Annotated in this window: 11 protein-coding genes; 5 read left to right on the top strand and 6 right to left on the bottom strand. The window is 37.3% G+C overall.

Features of this window, described 5'->3' with window-relative positions; all coding sequences use genetic code 11:
* Positions 1–37: 37 nt before the first annotated feature.
* The 4 genes from BD809_RS04280 to BD809_RS04265 form a co-directional block, all read right to left on the bottom strand.
* Positions 38–3,529, bottom strand: coding sequence for an efflux RND transporter permease subunit (locus tag BD809_RS04280; RefSeq protein WP_148781710.1), 3,492 nt, complete (start codon positions 3,527–3,529; stop codon positions 38–40).
* 5 nt (positions 3,530–3,534) lie between these two features.
* Entirely contained in the window at positions 3,535–4,701 is a 1,167-nt protein-coding gene (locus BD809_RS04275) for an efflux RND transporter periplasmic adaptor subunit (protein WP_148781709.1), read from the bottom strand.
* Between the two features lie 8 nt (positions 4,702–4,709).
* A complete protein-coding gene (locus BD809_RS04270; RefSeq protein ID WP_148781708.1) occupies positions 4,710–6,140 on the bottom strand; it encodes a TolC family protein in 1,431 nt (476 codons plus the stop codon).
* Between the two features lie 92 nt (positions 6,141–6,232).
* Entirely contained in the window at positions 6,233–6,829 is a 597-nt protein-coding gene (locus tag BD809_RS04265; RefSeq protein ID WP_148781707.1) for a TetR/AcrR family transcriptional regulator, read from the bottom strand.
* 164 nt (positions 6,830–6,993) lie between these two features.
* Between BD809_RS04265 and BD809_RS04260 the strand changes: the two genes are divergently transcribed.
* The 4 genes from BD809_RS04260 (at position 6,994) to odhB (ending at position 12,662) form a co-directional block, all read left to right on the top strand.
* Positions 6,994–7,968, top strand: coding sequence for a polyprenyl synthetase family protein (locus tag BD809_RS04260; RefSeq protein WP_148781706.1), 975 nt, complete (start codon positions 6,994–6,996; stop codon positions 7,966–7,968).
* Positions 7,961–8,317, top strand: coding sequence for a hypothetical protein (locus BD809_RS04255; protein ID WP_148781705.1), 357 nt, complete (start codon positions 7,961–7,963; stop codon positions 8,315–8,317). The genes BD809_RS04260 and BD809_RS04255 overlap by 8 nt, the downstream gene beginning before the upstream one ends.
* 195 nt (positions 8,318–8,512) lie before the next feature.
* Positions 8,513–11,287 (top strand): 2-oxoglutarate dehydrogenase E1 component, encoded by a 2,775-nt coding sequence (locus tag BD809_RS04250; protein ID WP_148781704.1) that lies wholly within the window; start codon positions 8,513–8,515, stop codon positions 11,285–11,287.
* Positions 11,288–11,372: 85 nt separating this feature from the next.
* The gene (gene odhB, locus BD809_RS04245; protein WP_148781703.1) at positions 11,373–12,662 is read left to right on the top strand and encodes a 2-oxoglutarate dehydrogenase complex dihydrolipoyllysine-residue succinyltransferase; all 1,290 of its coding nucleotides are present in this window, start codon (positions 11,373–11,375) and stop codon (positions 12,660–12,662) included.
* Between the two features lie 56 nt (positions 12,663–12,718).
* Here the strand turns inward: odhB and BD809_RS04240 are convergent, their stop codons facing one another.
* Together BD809_RS04240 and BD809_RS04235 are read right to left on the bottom strand one after the other, a co-directional pair.
* Positions 12,719–13,642 (bottom strand): GYDIA family GHMP kinase, encoded by a 924-nt coding sequence (locus BD809_RS04240; protein ID WP_148781702.1) that lies wholly within the window; start codon positions 13,640–13,642, stop codon positions 12,719–12,721.
* On the bottom strand, positions 13,642–14,958 hold the full coding sequence (locus tag BD809_RS04235) for a hydroxymethylglutaryl-CoA reductase, degradative (RefSeq protein ID WP_148781701.1): 1,317 nt from the start codon (positions 14,956–14,958) through the stop codon (positions 13,642–13,644). The genes BD809_RS04240 and BD809_RS04235 overlap by 1 nt, the downstream gene beginning before the upstream one ends.
* A 248-nt stretch (positions 14,959–15,206) precedes the next feature.
* Here BD809_RS04235 and BD809_RS04230 point away from each other — a divergent pair, with 248 nt between their 5' ends.
* Positions 15,207–17,378 (top strand): S9 family peptidase, encoded by a 2,172-nt coding sequence (locus BD809_RS04230; RefSeq protein WP_148781700.1) that lies wholly within the window; start codon positions 15,207–15,209, stop codon positions 17,376–17,378.
* Positions 17,379–17,384: the final 6 nt, after the last annotated feature.

Raw genomic sequence — 17,384 nt, 5'->3', positions numbered from 1 at the left:
TTACGCGGCGTTTTTTATACTTTAAATTAAAATAATACTAAGTTGTAGTAGCTACCTCATTTACCACCTCTCTTTTGCTAAAACGTACTTTGATTCGGTGTACGATAAAGAACAGCGCCGGTACAATGATCAGCGTTAAGAAAGTCGCTATAATCAAACCATAAATAACAGTCCATGCTAAGGGTCCCCAGAAAATAACATTATCTCCACCAATATATATTTTAGGATCAAACTCACTAAAGAGTGAAAAGAAGTCTACGTTAAATCCAATAGCTAACGGGATAAGGCCTAAAACCGTAGTGATAGCGGTTAGTAATACAGGACGTAATCTTGCTTTACCTCCGCGTACAATCATATTCATTACGATCTCATTTGATAGTAACTGGTCATCTTCAACGTCTAAAGCAACCTTTTTACGATCTATTAGTAATTGTGTATAGTCGAGAAGCACCACACCGTTATTTACTACAATTCCTGCAAGGGATATAATCCCCATCATGGTCATCATAATGACGAATGATGCACCTGTTATTAAAATACCACCAAAAACGCCTATAAAACTTAAAAAGATTGCGATCATAATGATTGTCGGCTTTGAAATTGAACTAAACTGAAAGATCAAAATCAACATGATTAATCCCAATCCTGAGAAAAATGCTCCCATTAAGAAGGACATTTGTTTGTTCTGTTCTTCAATCTGTCCTGTAAAATCTATTTTAACCCCTCTTGGCAATTCCGAAAATGATGCCATTTCATTTTGGATCTGTGAAACAATTGCGCCTGCATCAGTGAAACCTGGTTGAAGACCTGAATAGACGGTTACAACACGTTTTGTATCATTGTGCTTAATCGCGCTAAATGATGAGGTATTGCGTTGAGAAGCTACTGCAGATACAGGAATCTCTTTTAATTTTCCTGTTGCTGGATCTCTGAAGGTGATGTTCTGATTAAAAAGTGAGCTGGTATTATATCTATTTTCTTCATTAAATCGAACGTAGATATCATAATCCTCTCCATCTTTTTTATAAACACCTGCCTTTTCACCAAAAATAGAACGGCGTAACTGATTACCAACCTGTCCGGCCGAGACACCCAGTTCTCCTGCCTTTTCTCTGTCGACCACTACCTGCATGGCTGGCTTACCCTTGTTTACATCAATCTTAAGTTCTTCGATACCAGGGATGTTTTTTTCATTGATGAAATTGCGCATACGTTCGGCAATGGTGATCAATTCATCATAGTCCGGACCTTCAATTTCAATATTGATGGGGTAACCGGCCGGTGGTCCTACAGGGTCTTTTTCTACAGAGATAGCTACTCCCGGATAGATACCTGTTAATGCCTTCTGTACTTTCTGTCGTAATACTTCAGAATCTTTTCCATTTCTGAACTTATATTCACGCATGGTAGCGGTTATCTTCGCTTTATGAGGCATTTCTGCATTACTTCCACCATCAGTTTGTGGATTTCCTGCTCCTTCACCAACTTGTGATACTGCCGATTCTACTAAGAAATTAAATCCTTCTTCGTTTATATATTCTTTGTCATTTAGAATTCCATAAACACGTTGTTCAATTTCTTTAGTGATTTTATTTGTCTTTTCGATATCAGTGCCTTGTGGATATTCTATATAAACCACAATTTGATTTGGTTTATTATCAGGAAAAAACTCAATTTTGGTTCGTTGGCTTCCGACAGACGCTCCAAATAACATAAATACGACAATTAAGAGGGCAAAAGTTCCTCCGACAAAAGCATACGCTCGTTTTCCGCGTAGCGCGAAAATTAAAAAACGCTGGTATTGATTTTCCAACCATACCAATGTCCTTCTCTGAAAATAATTGGCTCCTTTCTTAAGAAAATATTTATATACCCAAAACATTAAAGCGGTTACGATCATCAAGCTTCCTAAACCTCGTACTTCACCCCCGAAAATTAAAATTAATGTTCCAAATCCTCCTAAGATAACACTCAATCGAATCAATTGCTTTCTCTTCAGTACTTTTTCTCCAACTTCCATGAATTGTGATACCAGCATCGAATTAATAAAGATGGCCACAAATAGAGAGGATCCTAGTACGACTGACAGTGTGATTGGGAAATAGATCATAAATTGTCCCATAACACCAGGCCACATTCCTAAAGGAACAAACGCAGCTACTGTAGTCGCGGTTGAGATGATAATTGGAAAGGCAATCTCACCTATACCTTTTTTGGCAGCTTCAATTCTGGATAAGCCTTCTTCTTCCATCAAACGATATACGTTTTCTACTACCACAATACCATTATCCACCAACATACCGAGTCCCATGATTAATGCAAATAAAATCATCGTATTCATCGTATACCCCAACGCTGATAAAATCATAAAGGACATAAACATCGACATCGGAATAGCAAATCCAACAAATAATGCATTCCTAAAACCAAGAAAGAACATGAGGACACCGACCACCAGAATAATACCAAAGATGATATTATTAACCAGATCATTTACCTGATTTATGGTCTTGGCAGATTGATCGTTAGCAACACTAATTTCTAAGTCCTTCGGAAACACATTCTCTTTAGCATCTTTTAAAATCACATCGATTTTTTCAACAGCCTCGACCATGTTTTTACCCGAACGTTTCTTTACGTCCAACATAACCACACTTTCTCCAAACTCTCTGGCATAGGTAGTTTTGTCTTCGTCCTTAAACTTGATTTCTGCAATGTCTCTTAAATAAACTGCTCCATTTTGAGATTTAACTACAAAATCGTTAAGCTGCGATGGGTTGGTGATTTCACCCAAAATACGGATGGTTCTTCGTTGACCACTACTGATCATATTTCCGGCAGACATAGTCATATTACCGCCACGTATGGTGTTGATCACATCGTCAAAACTCACTTTGGCCCCCATCATCTTGTAAATGTCTACGGCTACTTCAACCTCTCGCTCCTGAGCTCCACGAATATCTGCCTTTTTAATTTCTGGCAAATCTTCTATTTCATCTTCCAGGTATTCGGCATATTCTTTTAATTTATCAACCGGGTAATCACCTTTGATGTTAATATTCATGATCGGCGTTTCTTCAGAAATACTTAGATCAAAAACATTAGGTTCTACCTTGGCACCGTTAAACGTCGGCCAATCTTCATTTGCTTTTTCTGAATCGACTTCGTCTTTTATTTTCTGCTTCGCTTCGGGAACTGACAACTCCTCATCAAATTCGACTGTGATAATTGCATAATCTTCCTGCGAAGTTGATAGAATCTCTACAACATTACTTACGTTTTTGATTTGATCCTCTAAAGGATCGACAATAAGTCGTTCAATATCCTCAGCGGTGTTTCCCGGATAAGGAACACTGATATAAATCTTAGTTTCATTAATTTCAGGAAAATTTTCTCTTGGCATAGAGAAATATGCTGACAATCCAAGTACTAAGAATATGGCAATCATCACATAGATGGTTGTTTTATTGTCAATAGCCCAGGAGGATAGTCCAAATTCCTTGTCTACGTTTTTTTTAGTTTTCTCCATTGAGCTTAGTTTAAAATTTTCACTTTTTGACCATCTTTAACGCTTCGTGCACCTTCTTTGATAATATGATCATTGGCACTTACACCTTCAGTGATTTCGATTAAATCTCCCTGTGTTCTTCCGGTTTTGACAATTGTTCTTTTAGCAACCGCTACACTGTCACTATCTTTTTCATTAGTTATATAGATGTACTGTTCTCCTTCTGCATTTTCGGATAAGATACTTTGCGGAATCAAAATTGCGCTGTCATTGGTATAATCGTTTATTTTTACTTTAGCAGTTAGATTCGGTTTGACCATCTTGTTTTTATTCGGAATAGCTACTTCAACCATAAAGGATCGGTTATTAGGGTTAATATAATTACCCACCTGACGCACTTTCGTGTCAATCGTTTTACCTAATACAGGGAAATCCACTAATACTTCCTTGCCTTCAGTAATTTGTGATAAATAGCTCTCTGGTACTTCGACTTCGATATACATATCGTCTAAGTTGACGATACGGATCACTTCAGTTTGTCCCGGGGCAACAACACTCCCTTGTTCTGTTATTACATCATCAATTATTCCTGAAAAGGGTGCGTTAATCGTAGTTTTAGCTAATTGTCGCTTAATTTGCGCTACTGCATTTTGTTGTGCCTCGTAAGTAGTTTTGGCTTGTAGGTATTGTATTTCGGATCCAATCTTTTGTTCCCATAATCTTTTCTGACGATCAAAAGTAGTTTTAGCAAGTTCTGCCTGAACTTCTACCTGCGAAAGCTGCTGACTCAGTCCGCCGTCATCTATTTTTGCCAAAAGCTGGCCTTTACTCACACGTTGACCGTCTTCTACGTAAACGCGCGTTAAAATTCCTGAAGTTTCGGGATACAACACCAAATTCTTCTTAGTTTCTGTATTTCCTTGTAATTCTAGGTAATGCTTAAAGATTGTATCTGTTGCTTTTACAGTTGTGACTAATGGAAGCTTTTGCACAGTATCTTTTTTTGCAATCGCAGCGTCCAGTTGTTTTAACTCCTCATTAATGTTTTGTTGTAATTGTACAACTTCGGCTCTTTTTGCTCGCATCTCGCTCAAATTTCCGTTTTCAATAGTCTCTTCGACGGTAACTTTTTTGCTATCGCCACAGGATATTAATAGTAGCGTAAATGCGGATATGGTATAAAGTATTTTCATGGTATAGCTTATTTTTCTGGTGTATTCAAAATGGTTTCTAATGTTGCTTTAGCGTTGATTATATCCAGCATAGATTGTAACGCTTCTTGTTGAGAGGTGTATAGTTGTAATTGAGCTTGTCGCAGATCAAAACTTGTTGACAGACCTTCGGTATATTTGATTTGATTTTTATTTTCTATGCGTTCTGCAAGCGCAAGATTTTGCTTACTGGTTTGATAGGTTTCTATGGCATACAAATACTCGCTCATGGCTCTATTATAATTTAGCTGAATGTTTTGCTGTGTTTCAATAAACTGCGTGTTTGCCTGATCCAGAGCAATACGTGCCTGCTGAGTTTTTGCACTTCTTTTGAGTGAGCTGAAAATAGGAATTTTGATTCCGGCACCCAGGATGGATGATTGAAACCATCGTGTATCACTATCGAAAAAAACAAACTCATTATCAAAAGCTGCAGTGCCATAATTTACAAAGGCGCTGATTGAAGGTAGTGCACGGCTTTTTTCTAACTTTAACTCCAACCCTCTTTGCTGCGTGAGGTTATAACCAATTTTATAATCAATCGTGTTTTCCGGTATAAATGGTTGTTCCGCAATTGCAAGATCCATATCATTTAAGGCTAGCTGCTCCAAATTATCTGTCAGAACGGTATTGCTGGTAACATCAACACCAAGTGAAAGGTTAAACATTTGTAAAGCAATATCTGCCAGACGTTTGGTGTTGCTTAGCTGGTTGCTAATCTGTAAAAATGTAATTTGTAACTGTTCAACATTCTCCTCTTCGGTCAAACCATTCTCAAAAATTTTCTTGGTTTCGTTGAGGTTTGTCTCTAGGGTTTCTTTATTGTTTTCCAAGATACGAACGCTCTCGTTTGCAAGTAATACAGCACCATAGGAGTTGATGATACTTTTGCGGACTTCTAATTGAGTTTTTTCTTCCAGATTATCGGTGTATTCTAAAAAAGTTTTCGCTGCTTGTAATCCAACCAAATACGAACCGTCAAAAATTAGTTGAGATAGCGTAGCGGTGAGATTCATTTGCTGTTTGGTGCCAAAAATCACAGGTGTGAATCCTTCGAGCGGCTGAACCTGTTCGCCATTTCTATTTACATTATCAAAATATTGTTCAACCGTATTAATAGTGCTTTGCCTATTGTCAAAAGCTGAATTCGGCAATAATGTAACAGGCTGTTTTAATTGGTTTTGATAGTCAACAGAACCGTCAATCTGTGGTAAACCTTGTGCGGTCGTTTCCCATTTTTTCTTAATTGCTCTGGCGACATCTCTGCGGGCGTTTATCGCCTTGTAATTGTTCTCTAAGGCAAAATCTATAGCTTCCTCTAAAGTAAAGGAATAGACTGCAGTACCCGATTGAGGTTCTTGTGCGACTGTTGGTAACGCTACCAAGAGAAGCAGATATAGGATGACATTATAGTTTTTCATTTGTTTTACTTATTATTTTTTGGTTGTCAAAAGAATTACCAAAACAAATTCCGGTTGCTGTTTGAGAAGTGGAAATGTGGTGAATTCGAAAATTATTTTTGTATTAAATTGTTCAAAATGTTAAGTCCCATATCGGTGGCGATCCCTCGAATATGATATTCTAAATAGTCTTCCATAAGATTCGGCATAGGAAATTGCTGTGCAGGAAACATGTTTTGATCCTTGATGCCGCTCATACCAATAAAGTATAGTCTCGAGATGATTTCTACGTCAATAGTATCTCTAAAAACACCTTTTTGCATACCACGCTTTAGGTTTTCGATCACACACTCTTGCATCACTTCGAATTGTTTCAACTTCAAAGCATTATATATCTTTGGGTAATATTTATTCAATTGATACTGTGGGGAAGCTTGCTCGTTTTTGAGATGTTTCATAACAAAGGCTTTAATCTCGTATAGCTCTTCGATAGGTTCATTTTTCTCATGTAAAATATCGTCAATACCATCACATATACAGCAAAATAAATGTTCGGTTGTTGCTTCAACTAATTTGGTTTTATTCTCAAAGTGGGCATAAATGGTCTTTTTTGATATACCCATTTCGGAAGCGAGATCATCCATAGTAACACTTTTGAATCCAAGTGTTAAAAACATTTCATTCGCTTTTTCAATAATTTTCTCCTTCATATAGTGGGGTAATTTGGCGCAAAAATAGTTCAGGAAACTTTAAAAACATTAAAAGTTTCCTAAGTTTTACAATAATTTAACATTTACTTAAGTTTTGAACTTGCTTTTGGAAGAATATGGATCATATGAAAAGTTTGGTTTACTTTAGCATAAAAAAAGCTACAGTGCAAACAATTTCAGAATATCAGCAGTATTTTTCAGAGTATTTAGAACGTCAATACATTTCGAAAGAGCCCAAAAACCTTTACGAACCCATCTCGTATATCCTGCAATTAGGAGGGAAGCGTCTTCGTCCCGTTCTCGTGCTAATGAGTTCCGAAATTTTTGGAACATCTTACACTAAGGCGTTGGATGCGGCACTTGCGGTTGAGGTGTTTCATAATTTCTCTTTAATCCACGATGACATTATGGACGATGCTCCATTGCGAAGAGGAGAGGAAACTGTGCATGAAAAATGGGATCTTAATACCGGGATACTTTCTGGTGATGCCATGCTTATTCGTGCGTATCAATTATTTGAAAATTATGATAGCCAAATATTTAAAGAATTGGCACAGCTTTTTAGTATCACCGCAATACAGGTTTGTGAGGGTCAACAGTATGATATTGATTTTGAGACTCGCGAGAATGTCACCATTGCAGAGTATATTAAGATGATTGAGTTTAAGACGGCTGTGCTGGTCGGTGCTGCTTTAAAAATGGGTGCTATTGTTGCAGGAGTAGGTGATCAAGAGAAAGCACTAATATACGATTTTGGTAGATTGTTAGGGTTGGCTTTTCAGCTACAGGACGATTATTTGGATGCTTTTGGAGATCCGAAATCCTTTGGAAAACAAGTGGGTGGAGATATAATAGAGAACAAAAAAACTTTTCTTTTTCTCAAAGCTTTTGAACATGGTACACCTAAAGAAAAGAAAGAGCTCTTGGGCTTATTTTCTTTAAACCCGGAGAACCCAAGCCAGAAAATTGAATTAGTCAAATCGCTTTATGAGGATACCGGAGCAAGGGAACTGACCCGAAAAGAGATTGAGAAGTACACGGATAAAGCGTTTAGTGTTTTGAAGAAACTTGATATTACCGAGGATAGAAAAGTTTTGCTGAGGTCTTTTGGAGAAAATCTAATGAATCGCAGTGTCTAAACTATCAGACATAGAAGATTTGATAGTACAAGATTATTTCTTGGAAGCATTTACTGACATTCGCCTCCAGCTTCAAAAAGATGTGTATCGCTCAGGTATCTCCTATACTTTTACTAAAAAAGATCCGCATAGTTTTATTATCGAATTGAGGTTGATGCTACGCGGACTGTTGAATGATTCTTTTTCGGATTTTGTTAATTTGCTTTATGCCGTTGATGTATCTGAAAATAAAATACGATTCGACACTGTGAAAAAAAGCGAAGAAATTATTGAAATAGCGATAGGTTTACTCATAAAAAGAGAATGGGATAAGGTGAGATTTAGAAATGATATGGATACTCGTGATTAATTTAGGAGAAGAATGTCAAAATGTTAGAAAAGGCAATGTCGGACGTAAGGTTCAACTATTTTGTTGAATGACAGCTTACACTGTTAAAATCTTAAAAATTTACATAGAAATATAAATCTTTTAATGTGCAGTAAATTGTAATTGTTGTATTTTTGTGGCGTTTTGTCACTAAAAAAGACAACGGAATACTTACTTATGGATAACTATTCATTTTTAAATGCGGCTCATACCGCATTTTTTGCAGATTTATACGATAAATACCTTCAACATCCCGATAGTGTGGAGCCTAGTTGGCGAGCATTTTTTCAAGGTTTTGACTTTGGAATGGAGAGCGCTCAGGAAGCTGGTGAAACAGTGTATGTGGAGCAAGCGTCACAGGGTAAAGTTGAAGTGCCACAAAATGTTCAAAAAGAGTTCATGGTGGTGCGTCTTATCGACGGATATCGAACACGAGGGCACTTGTTTACTAAAACAAATCCAGTACGCGAACGTCGTAAATATGCACCTACATTAGCTATCGAGAATTTTGGCTTGACCCAAGCCGATATGGATGTAGTTTTTAATGCAGGTGAGATCGTCGGGATCGGACCAAGTTCTCTGCGTGATATTGTACTGCATCTGGAAAAGATTTATTGTGATTCTATCGGAATCGAGTATATGTATATTCGTAATCCTGAAGAACGAGAATGGATTCAGAGTAGAATCAATTTCAACACGAACAGAACTAAATTTTCAGCTGACGAGAAAAAATATATCCTTAAAAAACTGAATCAAGCGGTTTCTTTCGAAAGCTTTTTGCATACAAAATATGTTGGGCAAAAAAGATTTTCTCTAGAGGGAGGTGAAGCTTTAATACCTGCATTGGATGCGTTGATAGAAAAGGCAGCCGAGATGGGAGTTCAAGAATTTGTAATGGGTATGGCACACCGTGGTCGTTTGAGCACGCTAACCAATATTTTTGGTAAGAGTCCAAAAGACATTTTCAGTGAATTTGACGGGAAAGATTATGAAGAAGATATTTTTGATGGCGATGTAAAGTATCACTTAGGATGGACTGCAAAGCGTAAAACCGAGTCCGGTAAAGCAATAAATATGAATATTGCTCCGAATCCTTCGCATTTGGAAACAGTCGGTGCTGTGGTAGAAGGGATTACCCGAGCAAAACAAGATCGTCACTATAAGGAGAATACATCGTGTGTGCTGCCTATCATAGTGCACGGAGATGCCGCAATAGCCGGTCAGGGATTAGTTTATGAAATCGTGCAGATGGCACAACTCGAGGGATATAAAACAGGAGGAACAATCCATATTGTGGTAAATAACCAAATCGGATTTACAACAAACTATCTGGACGCACGTTCGTCTACCTATTGTACAGATATTGGTAAAGTGACACTATCTCCTGTAATGCATGTAAATGCAGATGATGCAGAAGCTGTGGTGCATGCTATGAATTTTGCTTTGGAGTTTAGAATGACCTTTAAGCGGGATGTCTTTATTGATATGTTAGGCTATCGTAAGTATGGCCATAATGAAGGGGATGAGCCTAGATTTACACAACCAAAACTTTATAAGGCAATAGCGAAACATAAAAATCCGAGAGATATTTATGCGCAAAAGTTAATAGCTGAGGGGATAATAGATAAAGACTATGTTTCTGCCCTTGAAAAAGAATATAAGGAATCTCTGGAAGAGGAATTAGAAGATTCTCGTAAGCAAGAAAAAACGGTTATCACTCCTTTTATGCAAGATGAGTGGGCCGGTTTTGATCGTGTTCAGGAAGATGTAATGATGAAAGGAGTGGATACCACCTATTCTCGAGAATCCCTGGACAAAATTGCTCAGATTATTACAAAACTTCCTTCTGACAAGAAGTTTCTACGTAAGATAGAACGTCTGATTGATCAACGTGCCCAAATGTACTTTGAAGATGATAGTCTGGATTGGGCTATGGGAGAATTATTAGCGTATGGTTCTTTATTAGAAGAAGGGTACGATGTTCGTATGAGTGGGCAGGATGTAGAGCGAGGCACCTTTTCGCACCGTCATGCGGTGGTTAAAGTTGAAGATAGCGAAGAGGAAATTTTATTGCTAAACAGATTAAAAGAGGAACAGGGCGAATTTTATATTTATAATTCGTTGCTTTCAGAGTATGGCGTCGTTGGTTTTGACTACGGGTATGCGATGGCAAATCCGGATACGTTGACAATTTGGGAGGCCCAATTTGGAGATTTTAGTAACGGTGCACAAATCATGCTGGATCAGTACATTTCATCTGCCGAGGATAAATGGAAGCTTCAAAATGGATTAGTTATGTTATTACCTCACGGATACGAAGGTCAGGGAGCAGAACATTCATCTGCTCGTATGGAGCGATATCTACAACTGTGTGCAAAGGATAATATGTATGTTGCTGATGTAACTACACCGGCCAACCTGTTTCATATGCTTCGCCGTCAAATGAAAGCTAAATACCGTAAACCATTAATTGTGTTTACTCCTAAGAGTCTGTTGCGTCATCCTAAAGTAGTATCTACCGTAGATGAATTTGTTAACGGAAGTTTTCAAACTATAATTGATGATGTGGAGGCGACTCCTAAAAAAGTGAAGTCTCTTGTTTTTTGTACAGGTAAATTTTACTATGATCTTTTAGAAGTCAAAGAAAAAGAAAACAGGGAGGATGTTGCTTTGGTACGTATCGAACAATTATTTCCGTTACCTACAGAACAAATGGAGGCTTTGATCAAAAAATATAATGCAGACGAGGTGGTTTGGGCGCAAGAAGAGCCACGTAATATGGGTGCGTTGAGTCACATACTCATGCATTTTGAAGCAGCAAAAAACTTCAGATTTGTAAGTAGACGACCGTATGGGGCACCTGCTGCGGGTAGTGCAACACGATTTAGAAGAAGACATCAAGAAGTGATTGACTTTGTATTTGATGCAACAAAGAATAATCAAAGAAGATAAGTATATTTATAATAAGAATTAAAACTCATGTGGTTCGCTTTTTATCAAAATTAATAAGGAGAACACAACTGATAAATTTAGAATTATGGCTTTAGAAATGAAAGTTCCTTCTCCGGGAGAATCCATTACAGAAGTAGAAATAGCACAATGGCTTGTTGAAGATGGTGATTATGTTACCAAAGATCAGGCAATAGCAGAAGTTGATAGTGATAAAGCAACATTAGAGTTGCCTGCCGAAGCTAGCGGTATTATTACGCTCAAAGCTGAGGAAGGTGATGCTGTTGCCGTGGGTCAAGTTGTTTGTTTGATCGATACGGATGCAGAAGCTCCAGAAGGTAATGCAGATAATGAAGGTGATGAAGGAGGAAAGGGTAATGCGGCCATGGACATCGATAAGCAACGGGATCAGTCCAGCAGCAAAGCTGATAGTGCAAAAGCAGAAGCCAAAACGCAAACACCATCAAAACCGACAACTCCAGTACAAAAGCAGGATTCTTATGCTACAGGAACTGCCTCTCCAGCGGCTAAGAAAGTAATTGCAGAAAAGGGGTTAGACGCTTCGCAAATACAAGGTACAGGTCGTGACGGACGTATCACAAAAGCAGATGCGATTGAGGCGAAACCTTCTATGGGTACACCTGGATCAGGAGCAAGAAGTGAAAGCAAGAAAAAATTATCAATGTTACGTCGTAAAGTAGCGCAGCGTTTGGTTTCAGTTAAAAATGAAACGGCAATGCTAACTACGTTCAATGAGGTAGATATGCAACCGATATTTGATCTGCGTAATCAATATAAAGAAGAGTTTAAGTCAAGACATGGGGTTGGATTAGGATTTATGTCGTTTTTCACACTGGCTTGTGTTAAAGCATTAAAAATGTATCCTGCGGTTAATTCTATGATTGATGGAGACCATATGATTTCTTATGATTTTCAAGATATAAGTATAGCAGTGTCGGGTCCTAAAGGATTAATGGTTCCGGTAATTCGCAATGCAGAGCATTTAAGTTTTAGAGGGGTTGAGTCCGAAGTTAAGCGTTTAGCAGTTCGCGCTCGTGACGGTCAAATTACTGTTGATGAGATGACCGGTGGTACGTTTACCATTACTAATGGAGGAGTTTTTGGTAGTATGTTATCTACACCTATCATTAACCCACCACAAAGTGCTATTTTAGGAATGCATAACATTGTTGAACGTCCAATAGTTAGGGATGGTCAAATCGTGGTTGCGCCAATCATGTATGTTGCCTTATCCTATGACCACCGAATTATCGATGGTAAAGAATCAGTAGGATTCTTAGTGGCAGTAAAAGAGGCGTTAGAAAATCCTCAGGAGTTGTTGATGGATAATGATGTCAAAAGAGCATTAGAGTTGTAGTAAGATTTATTAAAATATAGTGTAGCTCCTTAGAATCTAATTCTAAGGAGTTTTTTTTATAAAATCATATCTTGATACCGAATGATAGTAGTATATCCTTTATCAATGAAGTATTGTTTGTCGCTTTCAGTCCCCGAAGCTAAAATAAAATCTCCACCCCAACCCCCAAGACTTTTAATCGCTCCCGGATAATCAGGAAAACGTTCAGACTTTACTGTCGGAGTTTTTATGATAGTTGATATAATAGTCTCATGTCTAGAAATAAGATCTTCAAAAACGTGAAGTTCATTACATGATAAAAGGAGCGCATTAATTTCAGAAATTTTCTGAGCTGCCCTTTCAAAATTAGTAAGCGGTAATGACTGGTAGTGTTTGATAGAATCTCTACTATTTTGTTTTTGATTTAGATAGACAAAAAAGAGGTGGTCTCTAAAGCTTGGATTGAATTGTACTTCTTTAACCTTGGGGTGACCATCATTTCGGTTGTACAATAGTGGAGTATTGTGCTGTGCACATGCAATATCGTAACCACTGCCTCCAAAACCTATTTCCAAAAGTTTAAAAGCATCTATTTGTGCCCACTGAGCAATATTGTTAATCAACGTAGACGAAGAACCAAGTCCCCAAGAGCGATCAAATTCAAGCTTTGTTTCTACGCGTATAGCAGTCAGCTTGGATAGAAATTTCGGATTTAATGATCTTGCTGAATTAAGAAGCAATAGTAGTTTCTCGGTAATTGGATTTTTTAATTGTTCGTTAGTAGCGCATTCAATGGATTGATCTGAAATAAAAAATGAAGCCTCATACCAATTCTCGCCAAATTGATCTTTGCTTACCCAGTGAAGACCCGGTTTGTCTGCCGGGACAACAGAAAGATGCTGTCCTTTCCTAGTGGGTAGGGCAAGTGCCTCTACATCATCAAGAACCAGATACTCTCCTGTTAGTAAAAGCTTACCATGACTATAAAAAGATTGTGTCATTATTCCCTGATTTTTTTAAGCGCTTCTACAACCTTAGCATGGGTAACTGTAGTTGTTTTAAAATGTGAAATAAGCTGCTTTTTTTCGTCCTTAGTAGCTTCAAATTGGTTCATGATATTCATAAGATGCATTTTCATATGACCTTGTTGAATACCTGTGGTGATTAACGAATTAATGGCTCCAAAATTTTGTGCCAGTCCGGCCACTGCGGTTATTTTCATCAACTCTTCTGCTGTAGGCGAACCCAATAATTGCATAGCAAGTTTTACTAAGGGGTGTAACGATGTGAGTCCACCTACGGTTCCCAGGGCTAAAGGAATCTCAATAGAAAAATGAAAACTATCCTTTTCTATCCATGCCTTTGTCAAGCTCGTATATTTTCCATTACGACATGCATAGGCATGAGCGCCTGCTTCGATAGCTCTAAAGTCATTTCCGGTAGCCAATACAACGGCATCGATACCATTCATAATGCCTTTATTATGGGTAACAGCACGATAAGGTTCGATTTCTGCAATTTTGATGGCTTGTATAAATTTGGATGCATATGCTTCAGCGGACTGATCTTCTGTTTCTGGTAAATCCTTAATGGGGCAGCTGACAGAGGCTTTAACCAAACAATTAGGAACATAATTAGATAAAATACTCATGATGATATCTAATGTCGTATTGGTTTCAATGAATGGCAGGTATTTTTCTGCTTCTTCTGTCAAGGTAAGCGCAAATTGCTCTAAACATGAGTTGATAAAATTTGCTCCCATGGCATCAGCAGTTTCAAAGGTGCAATGCAATTGATAATAGTTCTTTAACTCATTTGTTTTATCAATTAACTCGATAGATCGAATTCCGCCGCCGCGCTTTACCATATTTTCAGTAAGATGCTTGCTTGCTTGGTATAACTCAGGTTGTATGTTTTCAAAAAAACGTTTTAGGACATTATAATTTCCTGAGTAGGAGAAGTGAACCTGTCCTACTTTAACCATAGAAACAACTTTAGCTTTGAAACCACCTCGTTTCATCCAAAATTTGGCTGCCTTACTAGCTGCTGCTACCACAGAACTCTCTTCAATCGCCATGGGAATCGTGTAGCGTTTTCCATTAATTTTGAAATTGGGAGCAACTGAGAACGGCAGATAGTAGTTTGTTAGGGTGTTTTCTGTAAACTCATCATGTAATTGTTGTAGCTTCTTGTCGGTGTTCCAATAGCGCTTTAAGATTTCAGCAGCTTTCGTATCATCTGTAAAATGATGAGACGCTAACCATTTAATTTTTTCTGTTTTACTAAGTTTGGAAAAACCGGAAATTTCTGGAGCCATTCTAGGGAATCTTTATTAATCAAAGGCAAAGATAGTATTCTGCTGGTTTATTTCATGATTTGCTTGCACGAGCAGATGCAATCTTTGAAATAATTATAGCGCGCTCATAGTTTTCTATTGCATATTTAATAAAATAAACAACAATATCATGCAGACTACCTTGTGAGACATTGTATTTAACAACAAATATTGTATTTTTCGGAGATTTTTTAGTATTCTTGGCGTTAACAAATTTTTAAAGGAAAAAAATGAAAGGAACCAAACTATTTATAGGTCTGTTTTTTTGGATAGCCTTAGTGGCTACTGGGCAAAACAAAGCGTTTACCTTAGAAGAAATATGGGGAGGTAACTTTAATACAGAAGGATTGCAATCCCTTCATTCAATGAATAACGGAACAGAATATTCGGTTCTCGAACGCAATAAAGAAGATGGATCAACTAGTATAGAAGTATATGATTATGCTTCGGGAGAAAAGGTGAAAACTATACTGAATTCACAAGCCATTTCTGAGCTGTCGGGTTTTCAGGAGTATACTTTTAGTTCAAATGAAGATCTAATTTTATTACTTACAGATTCAGAAAAGATATATCGCCACTCTAAACGCGGTGTGTATTATTTATACGATGTTGGGACACAAAAAATTCTTAAGCTAAGTGATGAGAAAATTCAAGAGCCAACCTTATCACCTGATGGTAAAAAGGTCGCTTATGTTTTAAACAATAATATTTATGTTATAAATTTTGAGACGGGACAAGAGATTCAACTCACAGATGACGGAAAGAAGAATACGATTATTAACGGAATTACTGATTGGGTATATGAAGAAGAATTTGCGTTTGTAAGAGCTTTTGACTGGAATGCTGACAGTAATAAATTAGCTTTTATTCGTTTTGATGAAACTGCGGTTCCTGAATTCTCTATGGATGTATATGGTAGCGCTTTATATCAAAAACAAGATGTTTTTAAGTATCCAAAAGCGGGTGAGAAAAATTCAACAGTATCTTTACACCTAGCTGATTTAGAAAGTATGTCTGTAGATAAAATTAATTTAGGTGATTATAAAGATTATTATATACCAAGACTGTCTTGGACGCAAAAAGCAGATATTCTAAGTGTTCAGGTTTTAAATCGACATCAAAATGATTTAGATTTAGTTTTTGTAGACGCTTCGACCAAAAAGGCATCTGTAGTGCTTAATGAAAAAGACGAAGCGTATGTAGATATAACCGATAACCTAACTTTTTTACAGGATAATAGCTTCATCTGGACGAGTGAAAAGGATGGGTTTAATCATATCTATCATTACGATGCTACTGGAAAATTGATCAATCAAATAACACAAGGAGCCTGGGATGTCACTTCATACTACGGATATAATGCTAAAACTAAAAAGATTTATTATCAAAGTGTGGAGAATGGAAGTATTAACAGAGACGTCTATTCGATAGCACTTACCGGAAAAGATAAGATTCGTTTGAGTAAAAAAGAAGGTTCTAACTCTGCTGATTTTAGTGCAGATTACACCTATTATATAAACTATTTCTCAAACAGTACCACACCTTCTGTTATAACTTTGAATAAAGCAAAAAATGGTGAGATTGTTAGAGAAATTAAGAACAATAAAGCAGTTTTGGATAAGCTCGCACAATACGATGTGCGTCCAAAAGAATTTTCTACAATCGATATCAATGGTGAGCAGCTCAATGCTTGGATAATCAAACCAAAAGATTTTGATCCTACAAAAAAGTATCCGTTGTTAATGTATCAATATTCCGGACCGGGATCGCAATCCGTTAAAAATTCATGGTATAGTGCGAATGATTATTGGTATATGATGTTAGCGCAACAAGGTTATATAGTGGCCTGTGTTGATGGTAGAGGTACAGGATTTAAGGGCGCTAAGTTTAAAAAAGCTACCCAGAATGATTTAGGAAACCTTGAAGTACAGGATCAAATTGCTGCTGCAAAATATTTTGGTGGTTTGGATTATGTAGATGCTGAACGAATTGGCATATGGGGATGGAGTTATGGTGGTTTTATGTCCAGTAATTGTTTGTTTAAAGGAGCCGATACCTTCAAAATGGCAATTGCAGTAGCTCCCGTGACAAGCTGGAGGTTCTATGACACTATTTATACAGAGCGTTATTTAACGACACCACAAGAGAATGCATCTGGTTATGACAATAATTCACCTATCAATTATGTGGATGGTTTAAAAGGTAAATATTTGCTGGTGCACGGAAGTGCAGACGACAATGTTCATGTTCAGAATACAATGCGTCTTATAGAGGCTTTGGTACAGGCTAACAAACAGTTTGACTGGGCAATCTATCCTGATAAAAATCACGGTATATACGGCGGTAATACACGACTTCATTTATATACTAAAATGACAAATTTTATTAAAACTAATTTATAGTATAAT

Origin of the sequence: Aquimarina intermedia (assembly GCF_008124785.1) — a bacterium.
Taxonomy (GTDB): domain Bacteria; phylum Bacteroidota; class Bacteroidia; order Flavobacteriales; family Flavobacteriaceae; genus Aquimarina; species Aquimarina intermedia.
Note: the sequence above shows the minus strand (reverse complement) of the source record. Positions and strands in the feature narration are given on the sequence as shown.

Excerpts from the sequence above, each read along its gene's own strand:
- BD809_RS04240 (WP_148781702.1), bottom strand. The coding sequence starts at position 13,642 with ATGACACAATCTTTTTATAGTCATGGTAAGCTTTTACTAACAGGAGAG.
- BD809_RS04235 (WP_148781701.1), bottom strand. The coding sequence starts at position 14,958 with ATGGCTCCAGAAATTTCCGGTTTTTCCAAACTTAGTAAAACAGAAAAA.
- BD809_RS04270 (WP_148781708.1), bottom strand. The coding sequence starts at position 6,140 with ATGAAAAACTATAATGTCATCCTATATCTGCTTCTCTTGGTAGCGTTA.
- BD809_RS04250 (WP_148781704.1), top strand. The coding sequence starts at position 8,513 with ATGGATAACTATTCATTTTTAAATGCGGCTCATACCGCATTTTTTGCA.
- BD809_RS04275 (WP_148781709.1), bottom strand. The coding sequence starts at position 4,701 with ATGAAAATACTTTATACCATATCCGCATTTACGCTACTATTAATATCC.
- BD809_RS04265 (WP_148781707.1), bottom strand. The coding sequence starts at position 6,829 with ATGAAGGAGAAAATTATTGAAAAAGCGAATGAAATGTTTTTAACACTT.
- odhB (WP_148781703.1), top strand. The coding sequence starts at position 11,373 with ATGGCTTTAGAAATGAAAGTTCCTTCTCCGGGAGAATCCATTACAGAA.
- BD809_RS04280 (WP_148781710.1), bottom strand. The coding sequence starts at position 3,529 with ATGGAGAAAACTAAAAAAAACGTAGACAAGGAATTTGGACTATCCTCC.
- BD809_RS04230 (WP_148781700.1), top strand. The coding sequence starts at position 15,207 with ATGAAAGGAACCAAACTATTTATAGGTCTGTTTTTTTGGATAGCCTTA.